The organism is Streptomyces sp. CNX435, assembly GCF_059570575.1.
On the sequence record NZ_JCANTA010000013.1, the window covers coordinates 123,481 to 147,712 of the forward strand.

General features: G+C 73.8%; 19 protein-coding genes and 1 pseudogene. 12 read left to right on the forward strand and 8 right to left on the reverse strand.

Annotation, left to right across the window (positions count from 1 at the left end):
- Positions 1 to 295 precede the first annotated feature (295 nt).
- The 5 genes from T328_RS21780 to T328_RS21800 all read right to left on the reverse strand — a co-directional run bounded on the left by T328_RS21780 (position 296) and on the right by T328_RS21800 (position 8,092).
- Positions 296 to 1,222 (reverse strand): alpha/beta fold hydrolase, encoded by a 927-nt coding sequence (locus T328_RS21780; protein WP_496497798.1) that lies wholly within the window; start codon positions 1,220 to 1,222, stop codon positions 296 to 298.
- Positions 1,219 to 1,764, reverse strand: a complete 546-nt coding sequence (locus T328_RS21785; RefSeq protein WP_496497799.1) for a phage holin family protein — start codon at positions 1,762 to 1,764, stop codon at positions 1,219 to 1,221. The genes T328_RS21780 and T328_RS21785 overlap by 4 nt, the downstream gene beginning before the upstream one ends.
- Before the next feature lie 29 nt (positions 1,765 to 1,793).
- The gene (gene nhaA, locus T328_RS21790; protein WP_496497800.1) at positions 1,794 to 3,191 is read right to left on the reverse strand and encodes a Na+/H+ antiporter NhaA; all 1,398 of its coding nucleotides are present in this window, start codon (positions 3,189 to 3,191) and stop codon (positions 1,794 to 1,796) included.
- A gap of 310 nt (positions 3,192 to 3,501) precedes the next feature.
- Positions 3,502 to 5,481 (reverse strand): acetate--CoA ligase, encoded by a 1,980-nt coding sequence (acs, locus tag T328_RS21795; protein ID WP_496497801.1) that lies wholly within the window; start codon positions 5,479 to 5,481, stop codon positions 3,502 to 3,504.
- Between the two features lie 133 nt (positions 5,482 to 5,614).
- Positions 5,615 to 8,092 carry a bifunctional SulP family inorganic anion transporter/carbonic anhydrase gene (locus T328_RS21800; RefSeq protein ID WP_496497802.1) on the reverse strand — a complete coding sequence of 826 codons (2,478 nt, stop codon included), beginning with the start codon at positions 8,090 to 8,092 and terminating at the stop codon, positions 5,615 to 5,617.
- Positions 8,093 to 8,536: 444 nt separating this feature from the next.
- Here T328_RS21800 and T328_RS21805 point away from each other — a divergent pair, with 444 nt between their 5' ends.
- The gene (locus T328_RS21805; RefSeq protein ID WP_496497877.1) at positions 8,537 to 9,715 is read left to right on the forward strand and encodes a polysaccharide deacetylase family protein; all 1,179 of its coding nucleotides are present in this window, start codon (positions 8,537 to 8,539) and stop codon (positions 9,713 to 9,715) included.
- On the opposite strand, the gene T328_RS21810 is transcribed toward T328_RS21805, so the two are convergent.
- Positions 9,703 to 10,761, reverse strand: a complete 1,059-nt coding sequence (locus T328_RS21810; RefSeq protein WP_496497803.1) for an ATP-binding protein — start codon at positions 10,759 to 10,761, stop codon at positions 9,703 to 9,705. The two genes, T328_RS21805 and T328_RS21810, sit on opposite strands and share 13 nt — an antisense overlap.
- 86 nt (positions 10,762 to 10,847) lie before the next feature.
- On the opposite strand from T328_RS21810, the gene T328_RS21815 reads away from it, so the two are divergent.
- Positions 10,848 to 11,723: an oxidoreductase gene (locus T328_RS21815; protein ID WP_496497804.1), complete on the forward strand. Its 876-nt coding sequence runs from the start codon at positions 10,848 to 10,850 to the stop codon at positions 11,721 to 11,723.
- A gap of 379 nt (positions 11,724 to 12,102) precedes the next feature.
- Here T328_RS21815 and T328_RS21820 read toward each other — a convergent pair whose 3' ends face one another.
- Entirely contained in the window at positions 12,103 to 12,933 is an 831-nt protein-coding gene (locus T328_RS21820) for an HAD family hydrolase (RefSeq protein ID WP_496497805.1), read from the reverse strand.
- Between the two features lie 750 nt (positions 12,934 to 13,683).
- Here T328_RS21820 and ssd point away from each other — a divergent pair.
- From ssd to T328_RS21860, 8 genes and pseudogenes are all read left to right on the forward strand, one after another.
- Complete coding sequence (gene ssd / locus T328_RS21825; protein WP_496497806.1) at positions 13,684 to 14,754, forward strand: septum site-determining protein Ssd; 1,071 nt, start codon at positions 13,684 to 13,686, stop codon at positions 14,752 to 14,754.
- 224 nt (positions 14,755 to 14,978) lie between these two features.
- The gene (locus T328_RS21830) at positions 14,979 to 16,124 is read left to right on the forward strand and encodes a TadA family conjugal transfer-associated ATPase (RefSeq protein WP_496497878.1); all 1,146 of its coding nucleotides are present in this window, start codon (positions 14,979 to 14,981) and stop codon (positions 16,122 to 16,124) included.
- On the forward strand, positions 16,121 to 16,978 hold the full coding sequence (locus tag T328_RS21835) for a type II secretion system F family protein (protein ID WP_496497807.1): 858 nt from the start codon (positions 16,121 to 16,123) through the stop codon (positions 16,976 to 16,978). The genes T328_RS21830 and T328_RS21835 overlap by 4 nt, the downstream gene beginning before the upstream one ends.
- The gene (locus T328_RS21840; RefSeq protein WP_496497808.1) at positions 16,962 to 17,783 is read left to right on the forward strand and encodes a type II secretion system F family protein; all 822 of its coding nucleotides are present in this window, start codon (positions 16,962 to 16,964) and stop codon (positions 17,781 to 17,783) included. The genes T328_RS21835 and T328_RS21840 overlap by 17 nt, the downstream gene beginning before the upstream one ends.
- 37 nt (positions 17,784 to 17,820) lie before the next feature.
- Positions 17,821 to 18,021 carry a DUF4244 domain-containing protein gene (locus T328_RS21845; protein WP_496497809.1) on the forward strand — a complete coding sequence of 67 codons (201 nt, stop codon included), beginning with the start codon at positions 17,821 to 17,823 and terminating at the stop codon, positions 18,019 to 18,021.
- The gene (locus T328_RS21850) at positions 17,963 to 18,385 is read left to right on the forward strand and encodes a TadE family type IV pilus minor pilin (protein ID WP_496497810.1); all 423 of its coding nucleotides are present in this window, start codon (positions 17,963 to 17,965) and stop codon (positions 18,383 to 18,385) included. The genes T328_RS21845 and T328_RS21850 overlap by 59 nt, the downstream gene beginning before the upstream one ends.
- Before the next feature lie 52 nt (positions 18,386 to 18,437).
- Positions 18,438 to 18,635 (forward strand): annotated as a pseudogene (locus tag T328_RS21855) (Rv3654c family TadE-like protein); the annotation flags it as partial.
- A gap of 277 nt (positions 18,636 to 18,912) precedes the next feature.
- Positions 18,913 to 19,899 carry an aldo/keto reductase gene (locus tag T328_RS21860; protein WP_496497811.1) on the forward strand — a complete coding sequence of 329 codons (987 nt, stop codon included), beginning with the start codon at positions 18,913 to 18,915 and terminating at the stop codon, positions 19,897 to 19,899.
- A 21-nt stretch (positions 19,900 to 19,920) separates the two neighbouring features.
- Here T328_RS21860 and T328_RS21865 read toward each other — a convergent pair whose 3' ends face one another.
- On the reverse strand, positions 19,921 to 22,545 hold the full coding sequence (locus tag T328_RS21865) for a DEAD/DEAH box helicase (RefSeq protein WP_496497812.1): 2,625 nt from the start codon (positions 22,543 to 22,545) through the stop codon (positions 19,921 to 19,923).
- Positions 22,546 to 22,703: 158 nt separating this feature from the next.
- Here T328_RS21865 and bldG point away from each other — a divergent pair, with 158 nt between their 5' ends.
- Positions 22,704 to 23,045, forward strand: a complete 342-nt coding sequence (gene bldG / locus T328_RS21870; protein WP_018835875.1) for an anti-sigma factor antagonist BldG — start codon at positions 22,704 to 22,706, stop codon at positions 23,043 to 23,045.
- Between the two features lie 124 nt (positions 23,046 to 23,169).
- A complete protein-coding gene (locus tag T328_RS21875; protein WP_496497813.1) occupies positions 23,170 to 23,646 on the forward strand; it encodes an ATP-binding protein in 477 nt (158 codons plus the stop codon).
- The last annotated feature ends 586 nt before the right edge of the window (positions 23,647 to 24,232 follow it).

The window sequence follows — 24,232 nt, forward strand, 5'->3', positions numbered from 1 at the left end:
ATGTGCGGGATCCCCAGACGGAGGTCCACTTCACGGTGCGCCGCTGCGCCCGGGAGCGGTCTGGCGTCCGGGGCGGTTGCGCGGTGGGTTCCTACGTCGTTGTAGTCATGCGTCCAACCCATACCCCGGATCCTCCCCTCACCCGGCGGCCGGTAATCGCCCTTTCTCGTGCCGATCTGCCTATGCAGGATGCAATTGACATGTGCAGTTTCAGTCGCCGCCGCGCCGGGGCCGCGTCGCTTCCGCGGCGGCCGGCGCCGTACGGGCGGTGGACCGGCCGCCCACCTGGGGTGGCTCAGCGGTCGGGCTCGGGATCCCGTAGCCAGTTGACGAGTTCGGCGGTGAACGCGACCGGGTCCTCCTCGTGTGGGAAGTGCCCGAGACCGTCGAAAAGCCGCCACCGGTACGGCGCTTCCACGTACGCCACCGACCCCGCCGCGCTCCGCGTGCGCATCACCGGATCGAGGGACCCGTGCAGGTGCAGCACCGGCACCCGCACCGGCAGCTTCATCCGGCGGTAGAACTGTATGCCGTCCGGCCGCCCCAGCGACCGTACGAGCCAGCGGTACGGCTCCACCGAGCAGTGCGCCGTCGAGGGTACGGTCATCGCCCGCCGGTAGACCTCCAGCGCCTTGTCGTCCGGCTGCCGCGGCCCCGACCAGGCGCGGATGAGCCGGCCCACCAACGCGGCGTCGTCGGCGACGAGTTGCCGCTCGGGCAGCCAGGGGCGCTGGGCACTCCAGACGAAGGAGCCCGCGGCGCTCTGCCGTGGGTCGGTGAGCATCGCGGAGCGCCAGCGGCGCGGGTGCGGCATCGCGGAGACGGTCAGCCGGCGGATCAGCTTGGGCCGCATCACGGCCGCGGTCCAGGCCAGATAGCCGCCGAGGTCGTGGCCGACGAGCGCGGCGTCCGGCTCGCCGAGGGAGCGGATCACGCCGGTGACGTCGAGGGCGAGGTTCGCCGGGTCGTAGCCGCGGGGCGTACGGTCGCTGCCGCCGACGCCGCGGAGGTCCATGGCCACCGCGCGGTACCCGGCCTCGGCGAGGGCGGGCAGCTGGTGCCGCCAGGTCCACCAGAACTGCGGGAATCCGTGCAGCAGCAGGACCAGCGGGCCTTCGCCCATCTCCGCGATGTGGAAGCGGGCACCGTTCGCCGCGACGTCCCTGTGGGTCCAGGGGCCCTCGATGTGGACTGCCGGTTCGACTGGCGACGGTGCCGTCATGACTCCGAGCGTGCCACGTCCGCGGCCGGCTTGCGTCGGTCCGCCGGATGACTTCGGCCGCGCAGGGAGTCGGAGATGACGGTGGCGGTCTCCTTGGCGGAGTTCATCGCGCGCTCGGGCTTGCTCATTTTGCGCATCTTGGCGATGCCCCAGACGGCGACGAGCGTGCCGAGGAGCAGGTGGACGCCGAAGACGATGAGGAACGACCAGCCGAGGGCGAGGCCCAGGGCGTGCAGCCCGTACGCGGCGGCGAAGCTGAGCACCGGGATGCCGAAGAGGACCAGCGTGGCGGCGATGCCGAGGGCGGCGCCGCCGGCGCCGGCGCGCTTGATGTCCTCCCGGGTCTCGGCCTTGAGCAGGGCGATCTCGTCGTGGACGAGGGCGCTCAGATCGGTGGTGGCGGCCGAGACGAGCCGCCCGAGGCTCTGCTGCGTGTCGAGGTGGGCGTCGGTGCCGATCTCGACGGGCCCGGTTCTTTTCGTCGTGTTGATCACGTCCGCGGCCGTCCGGTTGCCTGCCGCACCGTTGCCGGCTGCGCTCATCGTCCGTCCCTTCGCCGCCTGGAGTCACATCATGCCCGACCGTCCCCCGGATCGCCGGGCGGGTGCCGCGTTTCGGCACGCCTGCGGTGCTCGGCGGCCTTTGCCTCGTAGATGACGGCCATCCGCAGGTGGTACTCCGGGTCGTCCTGCTGGTACATGTCCGGTATGCCGTCGCGGTCGTCGTCGCGCTCGTCCTCCTCCGCTATCGCCTTGTAGCGATTGTCGCGGATCCTGAGCATCACGCACGCGAGCACGGCGGCGATGAACGAGCCCATCAGCACCGCCGCCTTGGTCTCCTCGGCGAGGCCGACGTCCTCGGCGAAGGCCAGCTCACTGATGAGCAGCGAGACGGTGAAGCCTATGCCCGCCAGCGTCGCGACGGCGAACACATCGGGCCAGGAGAGCGCCGGATTCAGCTCCGCCCGGGTGAAGCGGACGGCGAGCCGGGAGCCGAGCGTGATGCCGACGATCTTACCGATGATGAGGCCGAGCACGACCCCGAGCGGCTCGGGGTCGGTGAACACTCCGCCGATCGAGTCGGCGTTCACGGACACACCCGCCGCGAAGAACGCGAAGACGGGCACCGCGAGCCCGGCGGAGAGCGGGCGCGTCTGGTGCTCGATGCGCTCGCCGGGCGAGACCTCTTCGCCCGGTCGGGTGGTGACACGCAGCATCAGGCCCATGGCGACGCCCGCGATGGTGGCGTGTACGCCGCTGGCGTGCATCAGCGCCCAGATGACCAGGGCCAGCGGTACGTACACGTACCAGCCGCGGATGTCGTGACGCTGCAGGAACCAGAAGAGGACGAGGCCGGCGGCGGCGAAGCCGAGGGCCACGAGGTTGATGCCGGCGGTGTAGAAGATCGCGATGATCAGGATCGCGAAGAGGTCGTCCACCACGGCCAGCGTCAGCAGGAAGGCGCGCAGCGCGGAGGGGAGGTTGCTGCCGATGACCGCGAGCACGGCGAGGGCGAAGGCGATGTCGGTGGCGGTGGGGATGGCCCAGCCGTTGAGGTCGCCGCGGCCGGCGTTGACGGCGACGTAGACGGCGGCGGGGGTGGCCATGCCGCAGAGCGCGGCGATGATCGGCAGCGCGGCCGCCCGCGGGTCGCGTAGCTCGCCGTCAACGAGTTCGCGCTTGAGCTCGACGCCGACGACGAAGAAGAAGACGGTCAGCAGCCCGTCCTTGGCCCAGTGCGCGAGGTCGAGTCGGAGGTCGAGCGCGGAGGGGCCGAAGGTGAAGCTCTTGATGTCCTCGTAGGTGCCGCTGAGGGCGCTGTTCGCGAAGACGAGGGCGACGACGGCCGCGGCCAGCAGGATGAGTCCGCCGACGGTCTCGGTACGGAGGGCCTCGGCGAGGAACTTGCTCTCTTTGAGAGACGGCCTGCGCAGGAACTGGGACTGCTGCGGGCGCTGGGGCGCGGTCACGGCGGGGCCTCCCGGGCGGTCGACGGCAGATACACGGGTGCTGTGTGCCGACCAGACTTCCCGGCGCGCCTCAGGGTCTTATCGCTCTCTTCACGTGTCTCCAACACCCTACAGGGCGACGCCGTTCGATCAGCCTGGGGTCAGATTACGGGGCAAAGGGGAGGTACGGCGCGGCCGGACGGCCGGGGCGGGGCGGGGCCTGCCGTCGGCGGCGGGGGACACCCCGCCGCCGACGGCGCTGCTCACCGGCCGACGGCGCTGCCGCGCCGCGCGGCCCTGCCGCGTCCGTCTCGCCGCCGCTCGCCCGGCCTCAGTCCTCCGAGGCGGCACTCGGCAGCTTGGCCTGGATGAGGTCCATGACCGTGGAGTCCGTCAGCGTCGTGACGTCGCCCATCTCGCGGTTCTCGGCGACGTCCCGCAGCAGCCGGCGCATGATCTTGCCGGAGCGGGTCTTGGGCAGCTCCGCGACCGGCAGGATCCGCTTGGGCTTGGCGATCGGGCCCAGGGCCTTCGCCACGTGCGCCCGCAGCTCCTCCACCAGCGCGTCGCCCGCCGCGTCAGCGGCTGATGTCTCGGCCTCCGCGCCCCCGCGCAGGATCACGAAGGCACAGATGGCCTGCGTGGTCTGCGGGTCGGTGGCGCCGACGACGGCGGCCTCGGCGACCTTGGGGTGCGAGACGAGGGCGGACTCCACTTCGGTGGTCGAGATGTTGTGCCCGGAGACGAGCATGACGTCGTCGACCCGGCCCAGCAGCCAGATGTCGCCGTCGTCGTCCTTCTTCGCGCCGTCACCCGCGAAGTACCGGCCCTCGAAGCGGGACCAGTACGTGTCCTGGTAGCGCTGGTCGTCGCCCCAGATGGTGCGGAGCATCGACGGCCACGGCTCCGTGAGCACCAGATAGCCGCCCGAGCCGTTCGGCACCTCGCGCGCCTCGTCGTCCACGACGGTGGCCTCGATGCCGGGCAGCGGCACCTGCGCGGAGCCGGGCTTGGTGCTCGTCACCCCGGGCAGCGGGCTGATCATGATGCCGCCCGTCTCGGTCTGCCACCACGTGTCCACCACAGGGGTGCGGCCGGCGCCGATGTGCTCCCGGTACCAGATCCACGCCTCGGGGTTGATCGGCTCGCCGACCGAGCCGAGCAGCCGTAGGCTGCTCAGGTCGAACTTGGCCGGGATGGCGTCGCCCCACTTCATACAGGCGCGGATCGCGGTGGGCGCGGTGTAGAAGATCGAGACCTTGTACTTCTGGATGACCTCCCACCAGCGGCCCTGGTGCGGGGTGTCGGGCGTGCCCTCGTAGAGCACCTGTGTGGCGCCGTTGGAGAGCGGGCCGTAGACGATGTACGAGTGGCCGGTGACCCAGCCGACGTCGGCCGTGCACCAGAACACGTCGGTCTCGGGCTTGAGGTCGAAGACGGCGTGGTGGGTGTAGGACACCTGGGTCAGGTAGCCGCCGGTGGTGTGCAGGATGCCCTTGGGCTTACCCGTCGTGCCCGAGGTGTACAGGATGAAGAGCGGGTGCTCGGCGGGGAACGCCTCGGGGGTGTGCGTCTCCTCCTGCCGGTCGACGATGTCGTGCCACCACACGTCGCGGCCCTCGGTCCAGGCCACTTCCTGGCCCGTCCGGCGGACCACCAGGACGCTGCGCACCTGCTCGGTGCGCTGCACCGCGTCGTCCACCGCCGGCTTCAGGGCGGACGGCTTGCCGCGCCGGTACCCACCGTCGGCGGTGATGACGACGCGCGCGTCCGCGTCCGCGATCCGGGTCGCGAGCGCGTCGGCGGAGAAACCGCCGAAGACCACCGAGTGGGGTGCGCCGATACGGGCGCAGGCCAGCATGGCGACGACGGTCTCCGGGACCATCGGCATATAGATGGCGACCCGGTCGCCGGTCTGCACACCCAGCTCCACCAGCGCGTTCGCCGCCTTGGCGACGTCCCGCTGCAGCTCGGCGTAGGTGATCGAGCGGGAGTCGCCCGGCTCGCCCTCGAAGTGGATCGCGACGCGGTCGCCGAGGCCGGCCTCGACGTGCCGGTCCACGCAGTTGTACGCGACGTTGAGCGAGCCGTCCTCGAACCACTTCGCGAAGGGCGGGTTCGACCAGTCGAGCGTCTTGGTGGGCGCGGTGGCCCAGCTGAGCCTCCGGGCCTGCTCCGCCCAGAAGCCCAGCCGGTCCGCACGCGCCTGCTCGTACGCCTCCGCCGTGACGTTCGCGTGTGCGGCCAGCTCGGCGGGGGGCTCGAACCGGCGTTCCTCCTTGAGCAGGTTGGCCAGGCTTTCGTTGCTCACGACATCTCCCTTTCCAGGATGTCCGCCTCAGTCCCGGGCCTAGCTCATCAGGCATGGGGAGGGCGTGACAAGTGCCTGGGGATAAAATGGTTTAGACCTGTGGGTAACCGTGAGGGCCGTGTGCTACCGGACATCACGCCGGGGCGGGTTGCTGCTGCAGGCCGGCGGGTCCGGGACGTACCGCGGTGAAGTCGCCGTGCGCGCGCATCACATAGGTCTGCGCCTCGCCGAGGTCGAAGTACATCCCGTGCAGGCTCAGCGAGCCGTCGGCCAGCCGACGGCGTACCCCCGGGTGCCGGCGCAGGTGGTCCAGCTGCTGCGCGACGTTGGCCAGGCTCATCCGTTCGGCGTCGTCCGCATATGGCCGGCAGGTGATCCGAGGGCCGCTGACGCGGGCCCGCGCCAGGGTCGGCAGCCCGTGGCGTAGCCACCGCCGCAGCGGAGTGAGCGGTACGTCGCCGGCGGCGGACCCGGTGTCCCCCCGCGCGGCCTCTTCGGCGAGCAGCGCCTCCATCGCGCCGCAGCCGGAGTGCCCGCAGACCGTGATCGACTCGACCCGCAGGACCTCGACCGCGAACTCGATCGCCGCCGCGACGGAGTCGTCGGGCGGGGCGGTGCCGGCGGCGGCGTCCGCGCCGGCCCCGCCGGCACCCTCCCCGTCCCCGGTCTCGTCCGGCAGCGGCACCAGGTTCCCCACGTTCCGTACCGTGAACAGATCGCCCGGCCCGCTCGACGTGATCATGCTGGGGACCATGCGCGAGTCGGAGCACGTGAGGAACAGCTGCGTGGGCCGCTGCCCCTCGCGGGCCAGCCGCGCCAGCTCCTCGCGCAGCCGCGGCGCGGTGTTGCGCTGGAAGTTGCTGATGCCGCTGAGCAGCCGGTGCGCCGGGGCGGGCCGCTCCGGCGTCGTGACGCAGCAGTGGTTGCGCCACGGCGTCCAGGGGTGGCAGTGGTGCGCCGTGCCCGGCTCGGCGATGCGCCGGCCCGTGGCGGCGGTCAGCTCCGCGGCGCCGCCGTGCGCGATGTGCGCCCGGCGCCACTCCTGCAGCGTCTCGTAGGCGGCGTGGTCCATGAACGAGCCGGTCAGCTCCACCTCCGCCGTCGCGCCCTGCGGCACCTGCGCGAGCACCCGGCTCAGCCGCGGCACGGCGAGGAAGGTGAGCTGTCCGCGCACCTGCACGCGGTACGTGTCCGCCCGTACGCCCCGGCTCTCGCCGCCCGCCGCGCCCGGCACCGGCAAGCGGTCGCGCCGCTCCAGCGTCACCCGCGTGCGGGACAGCCGGTGCAGCGACACCGCCACCGCCACCGCGATCCCCACGGCGACGCCCTCCAGCACCCCCAGCACCACGACGCCGGCCACGGTAGCCGCGTACACGAGGATCTCCCGGTGCCGCCGCACCGACCGCACGTGGCTGACCTTCACCATCTGGATGCCGACGACCATCACCAGCGCCGCCAGCGCCGCCAGCGGGATCAGCTCCAGCATCCCCACCAGCAGCAGCGACGCGAACACCACCCACACCCCGTGCAGCACGGCGGACCGGCGACTGACCGCCCCCGCCGCGACGTTCGCCGAGCTGCGCACCGCGACGCCGGTGACGGGCAGCCCGCCGAGCAGCCCCGCGACGACGTTGCCGGCGCCCTGCGCGCGCAGCTCCTTGTCGAGGTTGGCGCGCGGCACGGGGCACTCGTCGCCGCGTGCCACCGCCAGCTTGTCGACTGCCACCGCGGACAGCAGCGACTCCACGCTGGCCACGAGCGTGATCGTCAGTACCGCGGCCACCAGCCCCAGCGCGGGCCCGTCCGGCATGCCCGCGAGCGCGTGGCTGCTCCACGACGGCAGGTCGACGCGCGGCAGCCGCAGCCCGGCGAGGGAGGCGAAGCCGGTCGCGACCACGATGGCGGCCAGCGCCGCCGGCACGTACCGCAGCGCACCCGTGCCGCGCCCGCGCAGCCACGGCCACCCCAGCAGCACGATGACGACGACGACGCTCACCGACACCGCGCCCGGGTGCAGATCGGCGAGCTGGCCGGGCAGCGCCAGGGTGTTGGCCACGGGCGAGCTCTGCGGGCTGCCGCCGAGGACGACGTGCAGCTGGGCCAGCGCGATGGTCACGCCGATGCCGGCGAGCATGCCGTGCACGATGGCCGGGCTGACCGCCAGCGCGGACCGGGCCACCTTGAGCGAGCCGAGCGCGAGCTGCCCCAGCCCGGCGAGGGCGGTGATGGCGCACGTGGCGCGCCAGCCGTACTGCTGGATGAGGTCGGCGGTGACCACGGTCAGCCCGGCGGCGGGCCCGCTGACCTGCAGTGGCGCCCCGCTGATCAGCCCGACGACGATGCCGCCCACGGCCGCGGACAGCAGCCCGGCCTGCAGCGGGGCGCCGGTCGCGAGCGCGATGCCCAGGGAGAGCGGCAGGGCGATCAGGAAGACGGTGACGGAGGCGGAGAGGTCCGCGACGAGGGGGTGACGGGCAGTTGCGGTCCCGCGGGCCTCGGGGGCTGCCGTGCGTTCCGGATCGTGTTCCAGGTCGTGGTCCGGATCGCGTTCCGGATCCTTCGCGCGCTCGGCGGAAGGGCTTCCCAGGGGAGTCGGGCGTCCTGCGGGCATGTGGCGTCTCCTCGGTAGGGAGGGGGCGTCGTGCAGCACGGGCACACGGCTGACGTCACTCTCGGTGACGGTACGGTGACCCTCAAGAGCGAGTAAATGAATCGTAATGCCACGTAAAGACTGAGCGAAGCGTTTTGCGCCGGTCGGCCCACTTCTCCCATCCATCGAGTGAATGCAGAGAGATAATCTGAATTTCTGGTTATCTCTCTTTCCGAGCATGCGGTGAGAAATCGCGCGCGTATTCGGCTATTCGAGTCGGCGCGTCCGAGGCGGCGTCGGGAAGAGGTGGGAGCTTTGTTCGGAACATGGCGGGCGACCGTGGGAATCTGCGGCGTCCTCGCACTGGGGGGTGTGGCGGTCGCGAGCTGTTCCCCGGGGGACGATCCGCAGCGTTCGGGGAGCGACGGCACGGCGGACGACGCGGCGCCCGGCAAGGGCCGGCCGATGAAGCTCATCGGCGACGGTTCCACCGCCTACACCGGCGCGCAGCCCAACCAGCCCACCGTCAGCCGGATGACGGCGGGCACCAAGCCGCCGCAGTTCGTCGTCTTCTCCTGGGACGGCGCCGGCGAGGACGGCCAGCGCCTCTTCTCCCACTTCCGCAAGGTCGCCCGGGAGAACGACGCCGCCATGACGTACTTCCTCAGCGGCGTCTACGTCCTCCCCCGGGACAAACGCATGGAGTACGCGCCCCCCGGCCACCCCCGCGGCGCCTCCGACATCGGCTACCTGGACGAGGAGGAGGTCGGCGCCACCCTGGAGCAGGTGCGCGGCGCCTGGCTGGAGGGCAGCGAGATCGGCACCCACTTCAACGGCCACTTCTGCGGCCGTACGGGCGTCGCGAGCTGGTCGAAGGAGGACTGGAAGAGCGAGATCGCGCAGGCCAAGCAGTTCGTGCGGCAGTGGAAGACGAACACCGGCCGGAAGAAGGTGGATCCCCTTCCCTTCGACTACGACCGGGAGCTGATCGGCGGTCGGGCCCCCTGCCTGGAGGGCCAGAAGAACCTCATGAAGGCCGCCAAGGAGATGGGTTTCCGCTATGACACCAGCGGTGTCAGCAGTCAGGTGTGGCCAAAGAAGAAGGAGGGCATCTGGGACCTGTCGCTGCAGGAGGTCCCGTTCCCCGGCCGCTCCTTCGAAGTCGTGAGCATGGACTACAACTTCATGGCCAACCAGTCGGGCACCGCCTATGCGCCCGCCGCCCAGCACGGGGCCTTCGAACGTCAGATGCGCGAGGGGCTACTGGCCGGTTTCGAGCGCGCGTACACCGGCAACCGCGCGCCCCTCGTCATCGGAAACCACTTCGAGAGCTGGAACGGCGGCGCGTACATGCGTGCCGTAGAGGACACCATCAAGGCCATCTGTCCTAAGAAGGACGTGCACTGCGTCTCGTTCCGGCAGTTGGCCGACTGGCTGGACGCCCAGGACCCGGGGACGCTGGCGCAGCTGCGCACGCTGGACGTGGGCGAGCGGCCGGAGAGGGGCTGGGAGAAGTTCCTGTCGGCGTCGGCGACTTCCGCTTCGGCGAAGCGGGGGAGCGCGCAGCGTGCCGAGGAGCCGGCGGGGTCCGCGCAGCGGGACCGCGCCGGCACCGCGGACGCCAAGCAGGGTCAGGCGGGCTGAGGCGCGGCGGCGGCGCCGGTCGCGGCGCCGGTTGTGGCCGCCGCGCCCGGCACGGCCGCACCCGGCAGAGGCTGTGCGGACGCGGTCTCGCCCAGGACGAAGCCCGGGTCGATCTGGTCCGTCAGGTCGGCCCCGGTCCTGGCGTTGCCCCAGCTCTCCGCGTTCTTGCGGTGGAAGTGCACCATCTGGGCGGTGTAACGGGCCCAGTCGCGCCGCTCGTATGACGCGTCCACGGCCCCGTACATCTCCCGCAGCACCTGCGCGGCAGGCTCCTCCAGTGCCGCGAACGCCGGCGGACGGCCCTTCTCCATGGCCCGCACCCAGTCGGAGTGCGGGAAGGCGGCCAGCAGGTCGGCGCCCACCTCCGCGCGCAGGAACTCCAGATCCTCCGGGCCCTGCACCTTGTTGCCGACGACGCGCAGCGCGACGTCGAAGTCGCGCGCGTACTCCTTGTACTGCCGGTAGACCGAGACGCCCTTGCGGGTGGGCTCGGCGACGAGGAACGTCATGTCGAACCGCGTGAACATCCCGGAGGCGAAGGAGTCGCTGCCCGCCGTCATGTCGACGACGACGTACTCCTCACGCCCGTCGACCAGGTGGTTGAGGCACAGCTCCACCGCGCCGGTCTTGGAGTGGTAGCAGGCGACGCCGAGGTCGGCCTCGGTGAACGGGCCGGTGACCATGAGGCGTACGGAGCCGTTGTCCAGCCGCACGGGGCGGGCGCAGGCGGCGTACACCGGATTGTCCCCGGTGACCGAGAGCAGCCGGGAGCCCGCGCCGGGAGGCGTCGTCTTGATCATGTCGGCGGCGTCCGCGATGCGCGGGTTGGCGCCGCGCAGGTGTTCCTTGATGAGCGGCAGATGCGCGCCGAGTGCGGGCAGCCGGCCGGCATCCTCCTCGTCGAGCCCGAGGGCGGCGCCCAGGTGCTGGTTGATGTCCGCGTCGACGGCGAGCACGGGGCGGCCGGTGCCGGCGAGCTGCCGGACGAAGAGGGACGACAGGGTGGTCTTGCCGCTGCCGCCCTTACCCACGAAAGCGATCTTCATGTTCAAGTACGGTAGCGGGATCTCGGCCCGGGATCAGGGAAAGGGCGGGAAAAGTCCACTCCATCGGGTTGCGTAGTCTCGTACGCATGACGAGCGTGACCGACCCGCTGGCGGCCCTGAGCACCCTCCCGGGAGTCGAAGAGGCGGTGTCCTCTGTACGGAGAGCGGTCGACCGCGTCTACGGGCACCGGGTCATGCGGCGGCGCGGCACCGAAGTGTCGGCGGAGGCGGCGCTGCGCGGCGCGCGGGCATCGGCGGCGCTGTCGGGGGCGGACTGGGCGCTGGAGGAGGTACGCAGGCGCAGCGACTTCTCCGCGCCGGGGGAGCCGCGGACGGTGGGCGGGGCGCTGCGGGTGAACGCGGAGGCGGGGCAACTGCTGAGCGTGTGGCGGCAGTCGCCGATGCGGGTGCTGGCGCGGCTGCACGTGATGGCCTCGGGGGGAACGGGGGCCGCTTCCGCGGGCGCTGCGGGCGCCGCTCGGGGCGTCGCGGAGGATGCCGGCGAGGCGGTCGGGCGGCCCCGGCTGGCGGGCGAGAGCGTCGTGGAGCCGGGCGTGGCGCTGCCGTCGCCGCTGCCGGACGCCGACGTGACGGCGGCGCGGCTGGACGCGCTGGCGGCCCTGGTGGTCGCGGGCTCCTCCGCTCCGGCGCTGGTCATGGCGGCGGTGGTGCACGGCGAGCTGCTGACGCTGCGCCCGTTCCGTACCGCCAACGGCCTGGTCGCGCGGGCCGCCGAGCGGATCGTGCTCGTCGGCAGCGGGCTGGACCCGAAGGCGGTCTGCCCGGCCGAGGTGGGGCACGCGGAGCAGGGCCGGGAGGCGTACGAGACGGCGCTCGCGGGCTACGCGACCGGGACGCCGGAGGGCGTCGGGGGGTGGATCGCGCACTGCGGCCGGGCCATCCGGCTGGGGGCGCGGGAGAGCACGGCAGTGTGCGAGGCGCTGCAGCGGGGGGCGGCGTAGGCCCTCGGGGACTCCGGTACACAGAGTTGCGGCGGCACCTCGGGGCACCGCCGCCATCTCATGTCCGCCGGGGTACCAGTGCGTGCACAATTCTTTGCCCATCAGGCCCGGAACTCACCGGTTCCTGGTGCGGCGGTCCCTATTCGAGGGATCAGCGTCGCGTGGGTTCCCGACTTCCATGTGCGGTCCGTGGGGCCGTGGTTGCTGAGAGATCCTTCGCGGATGCCCTGGCTCTCGCGGGCCGTAATCCCTTTGTACTCCTGTCCGCGGTAAGAGGGAAGTCCGGCGCTCAGATATTTACTTTCATCTGCAAATGCTGGCGAAGGTTACTAATGGGGTGAAGCGGAAGACGTGCAGGTCAGGGGTGGGTCGGTAGAACTCAGGTCGCCTGCGCACGGCGTCGGTACGCGTACCAGACCACCCCGGCCGCCGTCGCCGCCGCCAGCCCCGCGACGGCCGCGGCCAGCACCGGCCGAGCGGGCAGCGTGAACTGCGGCACCCGCTGCTTCAGCCGTACGGGACGGGCGAACGACAGCACCGGCCAGTCGCGCTGCTCCGCCTCGCGGCGCAGCGCCCGGCCGGGGTTCACGGCGTACGGGTGGCCGACGGCCTCCAGGAGGGGGACGTCCGTGATCGAGTCGCTGTACGCGTACGAACGCGCGAGGTCGTACCCCTCGGCGTCGGCCAGCTCCCGCACCGCCTCCGCCTTGGCGGGCCCGTAGGCGTAGTACTCGATGCCCCCGGTGTAGCGGCCGTCCTCGACGACCATGCGGGTGGCGATCGTGCGGTCCGCGCCGAGCAGCTCGCCGATGGGCTCGACCACCTCGGCACCCGAGCTGCTGACGATGACGACGTCGCGGCCGGCGAGGTGGTGGTCCTCGATGAGGGAGGCGGCCTCGTCGTAGATGATCGGGTCGATGAGGTCGTGGAGGGTCTCGGCCACGATGTCGCTCACCTGGGCCACGTTCCAGCCGCGGCAGAGGTTGGAGAGGTAGGCGCGCATGCGCTCCGTCTGCTCGTGGTCGGCGCCGCCCAGGAGATAGACGAACTGCGAGTAGGCGGACCGGAGCACTGCCCTCCGGTTGATCAGCCCGCCGTGGTAGAACGGCCGGCTGAAGGTCAGCGTGCTCGACTTCGCAATGACCGTCTTGTCCAGATCGAAGAAGGCGGCCGTCCTGGGCAACGAGTGGTTTTCCACGAGTGCGAGCATAGGCGCCCACCATTCGGCGTAAGGTGTGGCGCGTGGGTTTGCCTGAGAAGGCTCTCGGGTACACCATGGAAGTCACGGATCGTTCGCGACCGTGCTAACCCGGACCGGCTCCTCCCCCCCCGAGTCGGCCGTGGGGACGACCCCCGCTCTCCCCCCCGGCGGGGGTCGTCGCATGTCCGGACTTCGACATTCTTGCTTTTCTCCGGCCGCGTCGGATCTTCTTCCGCTCTTCCCGGTCGCTCCTTGCTTCGGGCCGCCCTTCGGGCCGTCTTCATCGCTGTCGTGGGACTAGACGCATCACCGTGGGTAACCGTTGCCCTCGATCTGCACGCTCCCCCGAACGGGTGACGGAGTTGTCCACAACTGGTGGGTTATCCCCAGATCCTGACCAAGATCCACACGGGGTGGGGTGGCCGGGGCACCGTGGGGGTCGGAAGCGGGTCTGGCGCTGTCGCGGACGGCGGTGGCGCGGGCCCGGGGCGGACGGCGTGCCGGAGGGCGCGGCGGAGAACACGGGGAGGCGGCGTGATGGGTCGGGTGCGGAGCGGCGGGCTGCGTAGCGGTGGTCTGCGGAACAGCGGCCTGCGGGACAGCGGGCTGCGGAGTGGCGGGGGCCGGCGGAGCGCGGGCCGGAGGCTTGGCGGGGCCGCGCGGGGTGCGGGAGGCGGCGGTGGTGCGTCGGGGGGTGCGGGGAGCCTTCCGGCCGGTGCCGGGAGCGGAGTTGACGACGGCGGCGCCGGCGGACGGCCGTTGGTCGTCACGGAGGACGAGGAACTTCTGGACGACCTGCTGCGGCTGTGCGCCGCGGCAGGGACGCAGGCGGAGGTTTCGCACGCTCCGGGGCGGCAGGACTGGGCCGCGGCACCGCTGGTGCTGGTCGGGGACGACAGCGCCGGGCGGCTGACGGCGGCGGGGCCGGCCCGGCGGAGTGGGGTGCTGCTCGTCTGCCGGGATCAGGACGATCCGGGGGTGTGGCAGCGGGCGATCGCGGTCGGGGCGGAGCAGGTGCTCGTGCTGCCGGCCGAGGAGACGGCGCTGGTGGACCGGATCGCCGACGCTGCGGAAGGGGTCGGCGTGCAGGCCCGCACGGTCGGCGTGGTCGGCGGCCGGGGCGGCGCCGGGGCGTCCACGCTGGCCTGCGCGCTTGCGGTGACCGCGGCGCGGGCCGGGCAGCGGACGGTGCTGGTCGACGCGGATCCGCTGGGCGGCGGGCTCGACGTGCTGCTCGGCGGGGAGGACGCGGAGGGGCTGCGCTGGCCGGCCTTCGCGTCGTCGCGGGGGCGGATCGGCGGAGCCGCGCTGGAGGAGTCGCTGCCGCGGCTGCACGACCTGCGGCTGCTGAGCTGGGACCGGGGCGGCGGCGACGCGGGGGCGGTGTCGGTGGCACCGGCGGCGATGCGTTCGGTGCTGGCGGCGGCCCGCCGGCGGGGCGGGGTGGTCGTGGTGGACCTGCCGCGGCGGGTGGACGAGCCGGCGGCGGAGGCGCTGGCCCAGCTGGACGTGGCGCTGCTGGTGGTGCCGGCCGAGCTGCGTGCGGTGGCGGCGGCGCACCGCGTGGCGGACGCGGTGCGGATGGTGCTGGGCGACCTGCGGGTGGTGGTCCGCGGCCCGGCTCGGGGCGGCCTCACGGCCGAGGACGTCGCCGATCTCCTGGGCTTGCCGCTGGCCGGCGAACTCCCGGTGGAACCGGGCCTGCCGCAGGCCGCCGAGTCCGGCACCCCTCCCCCGGGCACCCACCCGCGCGCCCCGCTGTCCCGCTTCTGTACGGAGTTCTGGACCCGGGCACTGCCGGGCACGAGCGCGGCGGGCGTGGCGGTATGAGCGGCGGTGGGAGCCGTACGGAACGCGCTGCCGGCAGCCGGGTCACGGAGCCGGGAGGGGCCTCGTCGCGGCACGGCCGGGGCGGTGAGGGCTGTTCAGGACCCGCCCAGGCCGCTGCGGAGCGTACGGCCCGTGGGGACGGCGCCCGGTTGGAGCCGGCCTTGGCGGCGTCCGGCTCCTGAAGCTCGCGTTCGGCGCGGCACTCGCGTGTCGTGTCCGGGCAGCTGGTAGGGGCCGTGCGGCGGCGGTTGGCGGAGAGCGGCGGGGAACCGACGCCCGCCGGGGTGGCGGCCGCACTGCGGCGGGAGGGGCGGCTGCTCGGCGACACGGAGGTGCTGGCCGTCGTGGGCGCGCTGCGGTCGGAGATGGTCGGCAGCGGGCCGCTGGAGCCGCTGCTGGACCGGCCGGACGTCACCGACGTGCTCGTCACCGCTCCGGACGAGGTCTGGGTGGACCGGGGGTGCGGTCTGGAGCGGGTCGACGTGCGGTTCGCGGACGCCGGTGAGGTACGACGGCTCGCGCAGCGCCTCGCCGCCGTCGCCGGGCGGCGGCTCGACGACGCCCGCCCCTGGGTCGACGCCCGGTTGCCCGACGGCACGCGGCTGCACGCCGTCCTGCCGCCGGTGGCCGTGGGCTCGGCCTGCCTGTCGCTGCGAGTGGTGCGGCGGCGCGCGTTCAGCCTCGCGGAGCTGGCCGCCGCCGGCACGGTGCCGCCGGGCGGTGAGCGGCTGCTGCACGGACTCCTCGACGCCCGGCTGTCGTTCCTCGTCAGTGGTGGGACGGGCAGTGGGAAGACGACGTTGTTGAGTGCGCTGCTGTCGCTGGTGCGGCGGGACGAGCGGATCGTGCTGGCGGAGGAGTCGGCCGAGTTGCGGCCGGACCACCCGCACGTCGTACGGCTCGAAGCCCGCCCCGCGAACCAGGAGGGCGTCGGCGAGGTGACGCTGCAGGACCTCGTGCGGCAGGCGCTGCGGATGCGTCCCGACCGGCTGGTCGTGGGCGAGGTACGGGGCCGCGAGGTCGTCGACCTCCTGGCCGCCATGAACACGGGTCACGAGGGCGGTTCGGGGACGGTCCACGCGAACGCGGCGGGCGACGTGCCCGCGCGGCTGGAGGCGCTGGGCGCGGTCGCCGGCCTCGACCGGCCCGCCCTGCACAGCCAGTTGGCGGCGGCGGTGTCGGTGCTGCTGCACCTGGTGCGTGACCGGCAGGGTCGTCGGCGCATCGCGGAGGTGCACGTGCTGGAGCGCGACGGCGCGGGGCTGGTGACGGCGGTGCCCGCGGTGGTGTGGGCGGCCGGGGGGTTCGCGCGGCGGGCCGGGTGGCCGCGGCTGGAGCGGCTGCTGGAGCGGGGCGGGGGAGCGGAGTGAGCGGGGAGGTGACGTCGGTGGCGCCGGTGTGCGGGGCGGCGTTGTGCGCGGGGGCGGCCGTGGTGCTGGCCGGCGGGCGGAGGCCCGCGGCGCGGCGGGCCCGGGGGCTGTTCGGGGCGCGAGGGAGCGTGGCGCGGGCGGGGCCGTGGCAGCGGGTGGTCGCGGTCGTGCGGACGTGGTGCGCGCGGCGGGAGTTGTGGTGTGTGCCGGGCGGCGGTGTGGTGGCGCTGCTGGGTGCGTCCTGGCTGCCGTTGCTCGCCGGGGCGGCGGCCGTGCCGCTGGTACGGCGGCGGCTGCGCGGCCGGGAGCGGCGTGCCGCGGAGGCGCGGCGGGCGACGGCGGTGATCGAGCTGTGCGCGGCGGTGGCGGGCGGGCTGCGGGCCGGCCGACAGCCGGCGGAGGCGTTGCTCGCGGCGGCGCCCGGCGGCCCGGCTAGCGGCCCGGAGGTGCTGGCCGCCGCGCGGTTCGGCGGGGACGTGCCGGGTGCCCTGCGCGGGGCGGCCGGCGAACCCGGCGCGCAGGGGCTGGCTGGCGTCGCCGCCTGCTGGCAGGTGGCCGCGGGTGGCGGCGCCGGTCTCGCGGACGGGCTGGACCGGGTCGCGGCGGCGCTGCGCGCGGAGCGGGACGAACGGGACGAACTGCAGGCCCAGTTGGCCGGCCCGCGGGCGACGGCGCTGCTGCTGGCCCTGCTGCCCGTCTTCGGGCTGCTGATGGGCACGGCGCTCGGCGCCGCGCCGCTGCGGGTGCTGCTGCACACGCCGGCGGGACTGCTCTGCCTGGCGGCGGGCTGCCTGCTGGAGTGGGCGGGGCTGGTCTGGACGGGCCGGATCGTGCGGGGTGCGTATGCGCGCTGAGTTCATCCACAGCCTGTGGACAGCGCTTTCCGTCCTGGCCGCCGTGTACTGCGCGGCGGACGCGGCCCGTGCGTCCTGGCGCGCACATGCTTCGCGTCGCCGGCTGCCCGCCGTGCTGGGCCCGCTGGCGCCGCCCCTGCCGCCTGCGGACGCCGGTCGGCCGGGCGGCGGGCGGGAGTTGGCCGTGGGACGGATCCGGGCGGCGGTGGTGCGGTTTGGTCCGGGTCTGCTCGCGGGGGCCGCGGTGCTCATCTTCGTCGGCGGAGCGGTCGGCGCCCTGGCGGGACTCGCCGCCGCGTACGGCATACGGCGGTGGCAGCGCCGGACCGCCACCGTCGCACGACGCGACGTCGGCATACGCACCGGGGCCGACCTCGCCCTGGCCGCCGACCTCGTCGCCGCCTGCCTCGCGGCCGGCGCCGGGCCGCGGGAGGCCGCCGCCGAGGTGGGCCGCTCGCTGGGCGGCCCGGTCGGGGACCGCCTCGCGCAGGGCGCGGCGGAGCTGCGCCTCGGCGGCGACCCGCGGGCGGCGTGGGCGCCAATGGCGGAAGTGCCGGGCGCCGGGCGGCTGGCCGGGTGGCTGGAACAGGCGGGGCAGACGGGGGTGCCGGTGGTCGACGCGGTCTCCCGGCTGGCCGCCGAGTGCCGGGCGGAGGAGACCCGGGCGGCGGCGGCCCGCGCCCGCCGGGCGGGGGTCAAGGTGGCGGGCCCGCTGGGGCTGTGCTTCCTGCCCGCGTTCCTGGCGGTCGGGGTGGCGCCGGTGGTGATGGGCCTGGCGGCGCAGTTGCTGGGCGGCAACGGATAACGAGCACGGACACGGACACGGAGATACGGGGATCGAGATGGTCGGCAGGTTGGTCCGGAGGGTGCGCGAGCGCGCACGGAGGTTCGGCGGGGACGCGGGGATGACGACGTCCGAGTACGCCGTGGGCACGATCGCGGCGGTCGCGTTCGCGGCGATCTTGTACAAGGTGGTGACGAGTGATGCGGTCAGCGGTGCGCTGCAGGCGGTGGTGGAACGCGCGCTCGACGTCCCGTTCTGACCGGCCGCCCGCCCGTGGGCCGGGGCGCGGTGACGCCGGGGTGGTGACCGCGGAGACGGCTGCGGCGATTCCGGCGCTGGTGTTCCTCGCCCTCGGGCTGGTCTGGGCGCTGATGGCCGCCGCCGCGCAGATCCAGTGCGTGGACGCCGCCCGCGCGGGGGCGCGGGCCGCGGCCCGGGGTGAGCCCGCCGCCGACGTGCGGGGGGCCGCCCTGGCCGCGGCTCCTCGCGAAGCGACCGTGACGGTGGCCCGGGACGGCGATCTAGTGCGCGTACGGGTGCGGGCCGCGGCGACGGGACCGGGGCCGTTGTCCCTCGACCTCGGAGGGGAGGCGGTCGCCCTTGCGGAAGAGACCGTTCGATGACCGGGGCGGGGCGACGGTGTGGTCGGCGCTGGCGTGCTTCGCGCTGTGCGCGGTGTTCGCCGCGGCGCTGGGCCTGGGGCAGGCGGTGCACTCCCGCCACCGCGCCGGCGGGGCGGCCGACCTGGCCGCGCTGGCGGCGGCGGACCGGGCGCTGCTCGGCGAGGCGGCGGCCTGCACGGCGGCCCGCCGGGTGGCGGCGGCGCAGGGTGCCCAGCTGCTGCGGTGCGCCGTGGCCGGAGAGGTCGCGGACGTCGTGGCGTCGGCCCGTACCGGACGCTTCACCGCCGAGGTCCGCTCCCGCGCCGGCCCGCCGTCAGCGGGCGGCTCCCGCCCGCGGGCGGGCTCCCCGCCGCCTGCCGGGGTTTGGGCAGCGCCGACTCCTCGTCGCTCTTCGGCGATCCGGCGGCGCTCGGTCCCGGCTCTGCGGCCGGCCGGCCGCGGGGTTGCGGTAGAGCAGGCTCCAGCCTTGAGAATCCGGCCGTGGCCGGCACAGGACCGGCCGTGGCCGACACAGGAAAGGACTCCGTATGAAGTACCGCACGATCGGCGCCGACCCGCGGCACCGCCGCGAGGTCAGCGTGCTCAGCCTCGGCGCGATGCTGTTCGGCACCGCGACCGACGAGGAGACGTCGTTCGCGATCCTCGACCGCTACGTCGAGGCCGGCGGCACGTTCGTCGACACCTCCGACAACTACGCGTTCTGGGTGAACGGCCTGCAGGGCGGCGAGAGCGAAAGCCTGCTCGGGCGGTGGCGGCGCAGCCGGGGGATCGGGGACGAGGTGGTCATCGCGACCAAGCTCGGCGCCCGGCCGCTCGCGCCCGGCACCTCGTACATCGACAACGCCGAGGGCCTGTCGGCGATGGTGATCCGGCAGTCCGCGGAGGAGAGCCGGCAGCGGCTCGGGGTGGAGAAGCTGGACATCCTGTACGCGCACATCGACGACATGAGCGTGCCGCAGGAGGAGACCGTCGAGGCGTTCGGTGCGCTGGTGGCCGAGGGTGCCGTCGGGCTGCTGGGGGTGAGCAACCAGTGGGTCTGGCGGGTGGAGCGGGCCCGTGCGCTGGCGGCGGCGGCCGGCCTCGCCGGGTACGAACTGCTGCAGTACCACCACACCTACCTGCGCCGCCGCACCGACCTCCCCAGCGAGCTCGACCCGGACGGCTCGCCGGGCGGCGCGGACGGGGCGATGCTCAGCTACGCGCGCCACAATCCCGGGCTCACGCTCGTGGCGTACTCACCGCTGCTGGCCGGCGGCTACGTCCGACCGGACAAGCCGCTGGGGCACGAGCTGGACCACCCGGGGACGCCGGCCCGGCTGGAGGCGCTGCGGGCGGTGGCGCAGGAGGCCGACGCGACGGTGAACCAGGTGGTGCTGTCCTGGCTGATCGGCGGGGAGGTGCCGGTCGTTCCGCTGGTCGGTGCTTCGTCGGTGGCGCAGCTGGACGAGAGCCTGGCGGCGGTGGACCTGGAGTTGACGGCGGACCAGCGGGCCCGGCTCGACGCCGCCGGCTGAGCCGGTCCGTACGCGACGGGGTCAGTCCGCGCCCTCCGCCCCCGCCGCCCCGGCTGCCGCGGACTCCGGTGCCGGCGCGGACTCCGGTGCCGGCGCGGGCCGGGGCACCGGCACCGGCTCCTGCGCCGCACCCTGCTCCGCCCCCGTCAGCAGCAGCGTCGTCAGCAGCCGCAGCGCCGCCGCCTTGTCCAGCGGATCGTTCCCGTTGCCGCACTTCGGGGACTGGATGCAGGACGGGCAGCCGGTGTCGCACTCGCAGGCGGCGATCGCCGAGCGGGTCGCGGAGAGCCAGTCGCGGGCGACGCCGAAGGCCCGTTCGGCGAAGCCCGCGCCGCCGGGGTGGCCGTCGTAGACGAAGACCGTCGGCAGCAGCGTGTCGCCGTGCAGCGGTACGGAGACGCCGCCGATGTCCCAGCGGTCGCACGTGGCGAAGAGCGGCAGCATGCCGATGGCGGCGTGCTCCGCCGCGTGCAGGGCGCCGCCCAGCTGCTCCTGGGCGACGCCCGCCGCGTCCAGCTGGTCGTCGGTGACGGTCCACCACACGGCACGGGTGCGCAGCGTCCGCGGCGGCAGGTCGAGCTTCGTCTCGCCCATGATCTCGCCGGTGATCAGCCGGCGGCGCAGGAAGGAGACCACGTGGTTGGTGACTTCGACCGACCCGAAGCACAGCCGGGCGTCCCCCCAAGGGATCTCGCGCTCGGTCTCCAGCACGGAGACGGAGGTGGTGTCGCGGGCGACCGTGGTGTACGGAGGGTCGGCGCGCTCCACGAGCGCCACGTTGTCCTCCAGGTCCAGGGCGCGGACCACGTAGGTACGGCCCTGGTGGAGGTGGACAGCGCCCTCGTGGACGGTGGTGTGGGACGCCGCGGCGTCGACGGTGCCGAGCAGCCGGCCGGTGCCGTCCTCGACGATGTCGACGGGCCGGCCGCCCCCGCCGCGGATGTCGGTGAGGTCGCAGGCGCGTTCCCGCCGGGTCCAGTGCCAGGCCGCCCCCGGCCCGGCGCCGCCGCGGCGGCGCAGCAGCCCGCGGTCGGCGAGCTGCGGCAGCAGCCCGGCGGCCCCGGCGGCGAAGCACGCGGCGTCGCCGGTGAAGTCGGCGTCGGTCAGCGGCAGTTCGGCGGCGGCGGCGCAGAGGTGCGGGGCGAGCACGTACGGGTTGTCCGGGTCCAGCACGGTGGACTCCACCGGCCGGCGGAAGAGCGCCTCCGGATGGTGCACCAGGTACGTGTCGAGCGGGTCGTCCCGCGCGACCAGCACCGCCAGCGCGCCCTGCCCCGACCGCCCCGCGCGCCCGGCCTGCTGCCACAGCGAGGCCCGGGTGCCGGGGTAGCCGGCGAGCAGCACGGCGTCCAGCCCCGACACGTCCACGCCCAGCTCCAGCGCGGACGTCGCGGCCAGCCCCAGCAGTTCGCCCGACTGCAGCGCGGCCTCCAGGGCCCGCCGTTCGTCCGCCAGATAGCCGCCGCGGTAGGCGGCGACCCGGTCCGCAAGCGCCCGGTCGACGGCCGCCAGCCGGTCCTGGGCGATCATGGCGACCAGCTCCGCGCCCCGCCGGGAGCGGACGAAGGCGACGGTCCGTACGCCCGCCACCGCCAGGTCCGTCAGCAGCTCCGCGCACTCCGCCGTGGCCGTCCGCCGCACCGGTGCGCCCCGCTCGCCGTGCAGCTCCGTCAACGGCGGCTCCCACAGCGCGAACGCGACCTCTCCGCGCGGCGACGCGTCGTCCGTGACCTCCACCACGGCCCGCCCGGTCAGCCGCTCCGCCGACCGCCCCGGCTCGGCCGCGGTGGCGGAGGCGAGGAGGAACACCGGGTCGGCGCCGTAGCGGGCGCAGAGCCGGCGCAGCCGGCGTACGACCTGGGCGACGTGCGAGCCGAAGACGCCGCGGTAGGTGTGGCACTCGTCGATCACGACATAGCGCAGGGCGCGCAGGAAGGAGGACCACCGGGAGTGGGCCGGGAGTATGCCGCGGTGCAGCATGTCGGGGTTGGTGAGGACGAGGTTGGCGTAGAGGCGCACCCACTCGCGTTCCTCGGCGGCCGTGTCCCCGTCGTAGACGGCCGGGCGGACGGCCTTGCCGAGCGGGGCGGCCAGCGCCTTGACCGCGCGCAGCTGGTCGGCGGCCAGCGCCTTCGTCGGCGCCACGTACAGGGCCGTCGCGCCCCGCCCGTTCGCGGCCTCGGAGCCGTCGAGCGCCGCACTGAGCACGGGCGCCAGATACGCCAGCGACTTGCCCGACGCCGTGCCCGTGGCGGCGATCACCGAGTCGCCCGCGAGCGCGTGCGTGGCCATCCGCGCCTGGTGTGCCCACGGCCGCACGATCCCGGCGGCCTCGATGGCCCCCACTACCTCCGGCCGGATGCCCGCAGGCCAATCGGCATGGCGCCCGCCGCGCGGGGGCAGGTGCTCCGTATGAGTGATGCGAGCGGCGCGGTCCTCCCGGGCGGCGAGCCGGCGCAGCGCGGTGCGCGGCGGAACATGTGCGGTACCGTTCCGAGCGCCGTCCGCCGCCGTGCGGTGCGCCGCGCCGTCGGGCGGTCCGGGCGGTGTGACGTGGGGTGCGCCGGGCCGCGGGCCGGGCCCGGTGCCGTCGGCCCACGGGGCCGGCCCGCGCTCGTTCGCGTCCCCCCACTCGTTCGCGTCCATCGGCACGAGTGTGTCACCGATGCGACGGACAATGCCCCCAAGGCGTCGTGCACGCCCGGGGGGAAGTGATTGAATGCCATGGCGGATGCCGATCCGTCTCCGGCCGGACGGCGGGGGACGCCCGGGGCAGCCGCTCGCTGAAAGGTGCTGGAGGATCCGTGGACCTGTCCCTGTCGACTCGTACCGTGGGCGACCGCACGGTCGTCGAAGTCGGTGGCGAGATTGATGTGTATACCGCCCCCAAGCTGCGCGAGCAGTTGGTCGAGCTGGTCAACGACGGCAGCTACCACCTGGTCGTCGACATGGAGCGGGTCGACTTCCTCGACTCCACCGGTCTGGGCGTCCTCGTCGGCGGACTGAAGCGGGTCCGGGCTCACGAGGGCTCGCTCCGGCTGGTCTGCAACCAGGAGCGCATTCTGAAGATCTTCCGTATCACGGGCCTGACCAAGGTGTTCCCCATCCACACCTCGGTCGACGAAGCCGTCGCCGCGAAGGACTGACACAGGCGCCAGACACGGCGGAGGGACCGGGCCGCGCGCCGGGTCCCTCTGCGGTTGGCTCCGGTACGGACGGATACTTCCCGTGGCGATACGGGATGGCGTGGGATGACGTGAAGGGGATGGCATGCCCACCGTTGAATTGCGCTTCAGTGCCCTTCCCGAGCACGTCCGCACGGCCCGCCTGGTGGCGGCCGCGGTCGCGCGCAGGGCCGGTGTGGACGAGGCGGTGCTCGACGAGGTGCGTCTCGCCGTCGGCGAGGCCTGCCTGCGGGCCGTCGGGCTGCACCAGCACCACGGGCTGCCGGGGCCGGTGCGGGTCGTGCTCACCGAGGAGGAGAAGAAGTTCTCCATCGAGGTCGGCGACGACGCGCCGACGGTCCCCGGTCACGTACCCGCCGCCCGCGTCACCGCCGAGACCCACCCGGAACCGGACGGCGACGGGAACGCAAGCGTGCCGGGCGGCGTCGACGCCGACATCGACGACGAGATGGGCCTCGCGGTCATCAGCGGTCTGGTCGACGACGTCGAGGTGACCGCGAGCGAGTCCGGCGGCACGATCCGGATGAGCTGGCCGGCCGCCACCGCCACGGCCGGCTCCTGACGGCCTCCTGGCCCTCCTGACGGCCTCCTGGCCCTTCCGACGGTTAACGGGTCCCCTGGCACTTCTGACGGTCCCCCTCACCCTCCTGACGGCTCTCCCTGCACCTCCCTCCCGGCGCGACCCGGCTCCGCCCCTCCCGCGGGCTCCTCCGCCCCGCCCGGATCCTCTCCGGCCGACTCCGGCCAACTATCGGTCCACCCGCCCCCGGGGCCGTGCCGCGCCCTCCCGCGCCCCGCCCACCCCCGGCCCGTAGCCCCGCGCGACCCACCCCTTGACCCGCGCATTTCAAGATCAAGGGGCTTCTGATCAGCGCTTTCTTCGCGCACCGAGATCATTTTCCCCGTCATTGCCGGGGCGTTCCCGCATCCCTCTTTCGAGGGAATTGACAGATGCTCTCCGAGGCGTTGATCGTCGTCGGAGCCGAATTCCCCGGGGGACGCCCTGTTTTGATCTAGCTCCGCTCCCTACAATCCGTCCACAACTTGCAGCTCAGGACGCCTGAGCGCTGCGGCCGCCCAAACCCCGACCGCTCAAACCCGCAGTCGGGGCTGCCGCGCGCCCATGTGCCGTACGTCAAGGAGGACGA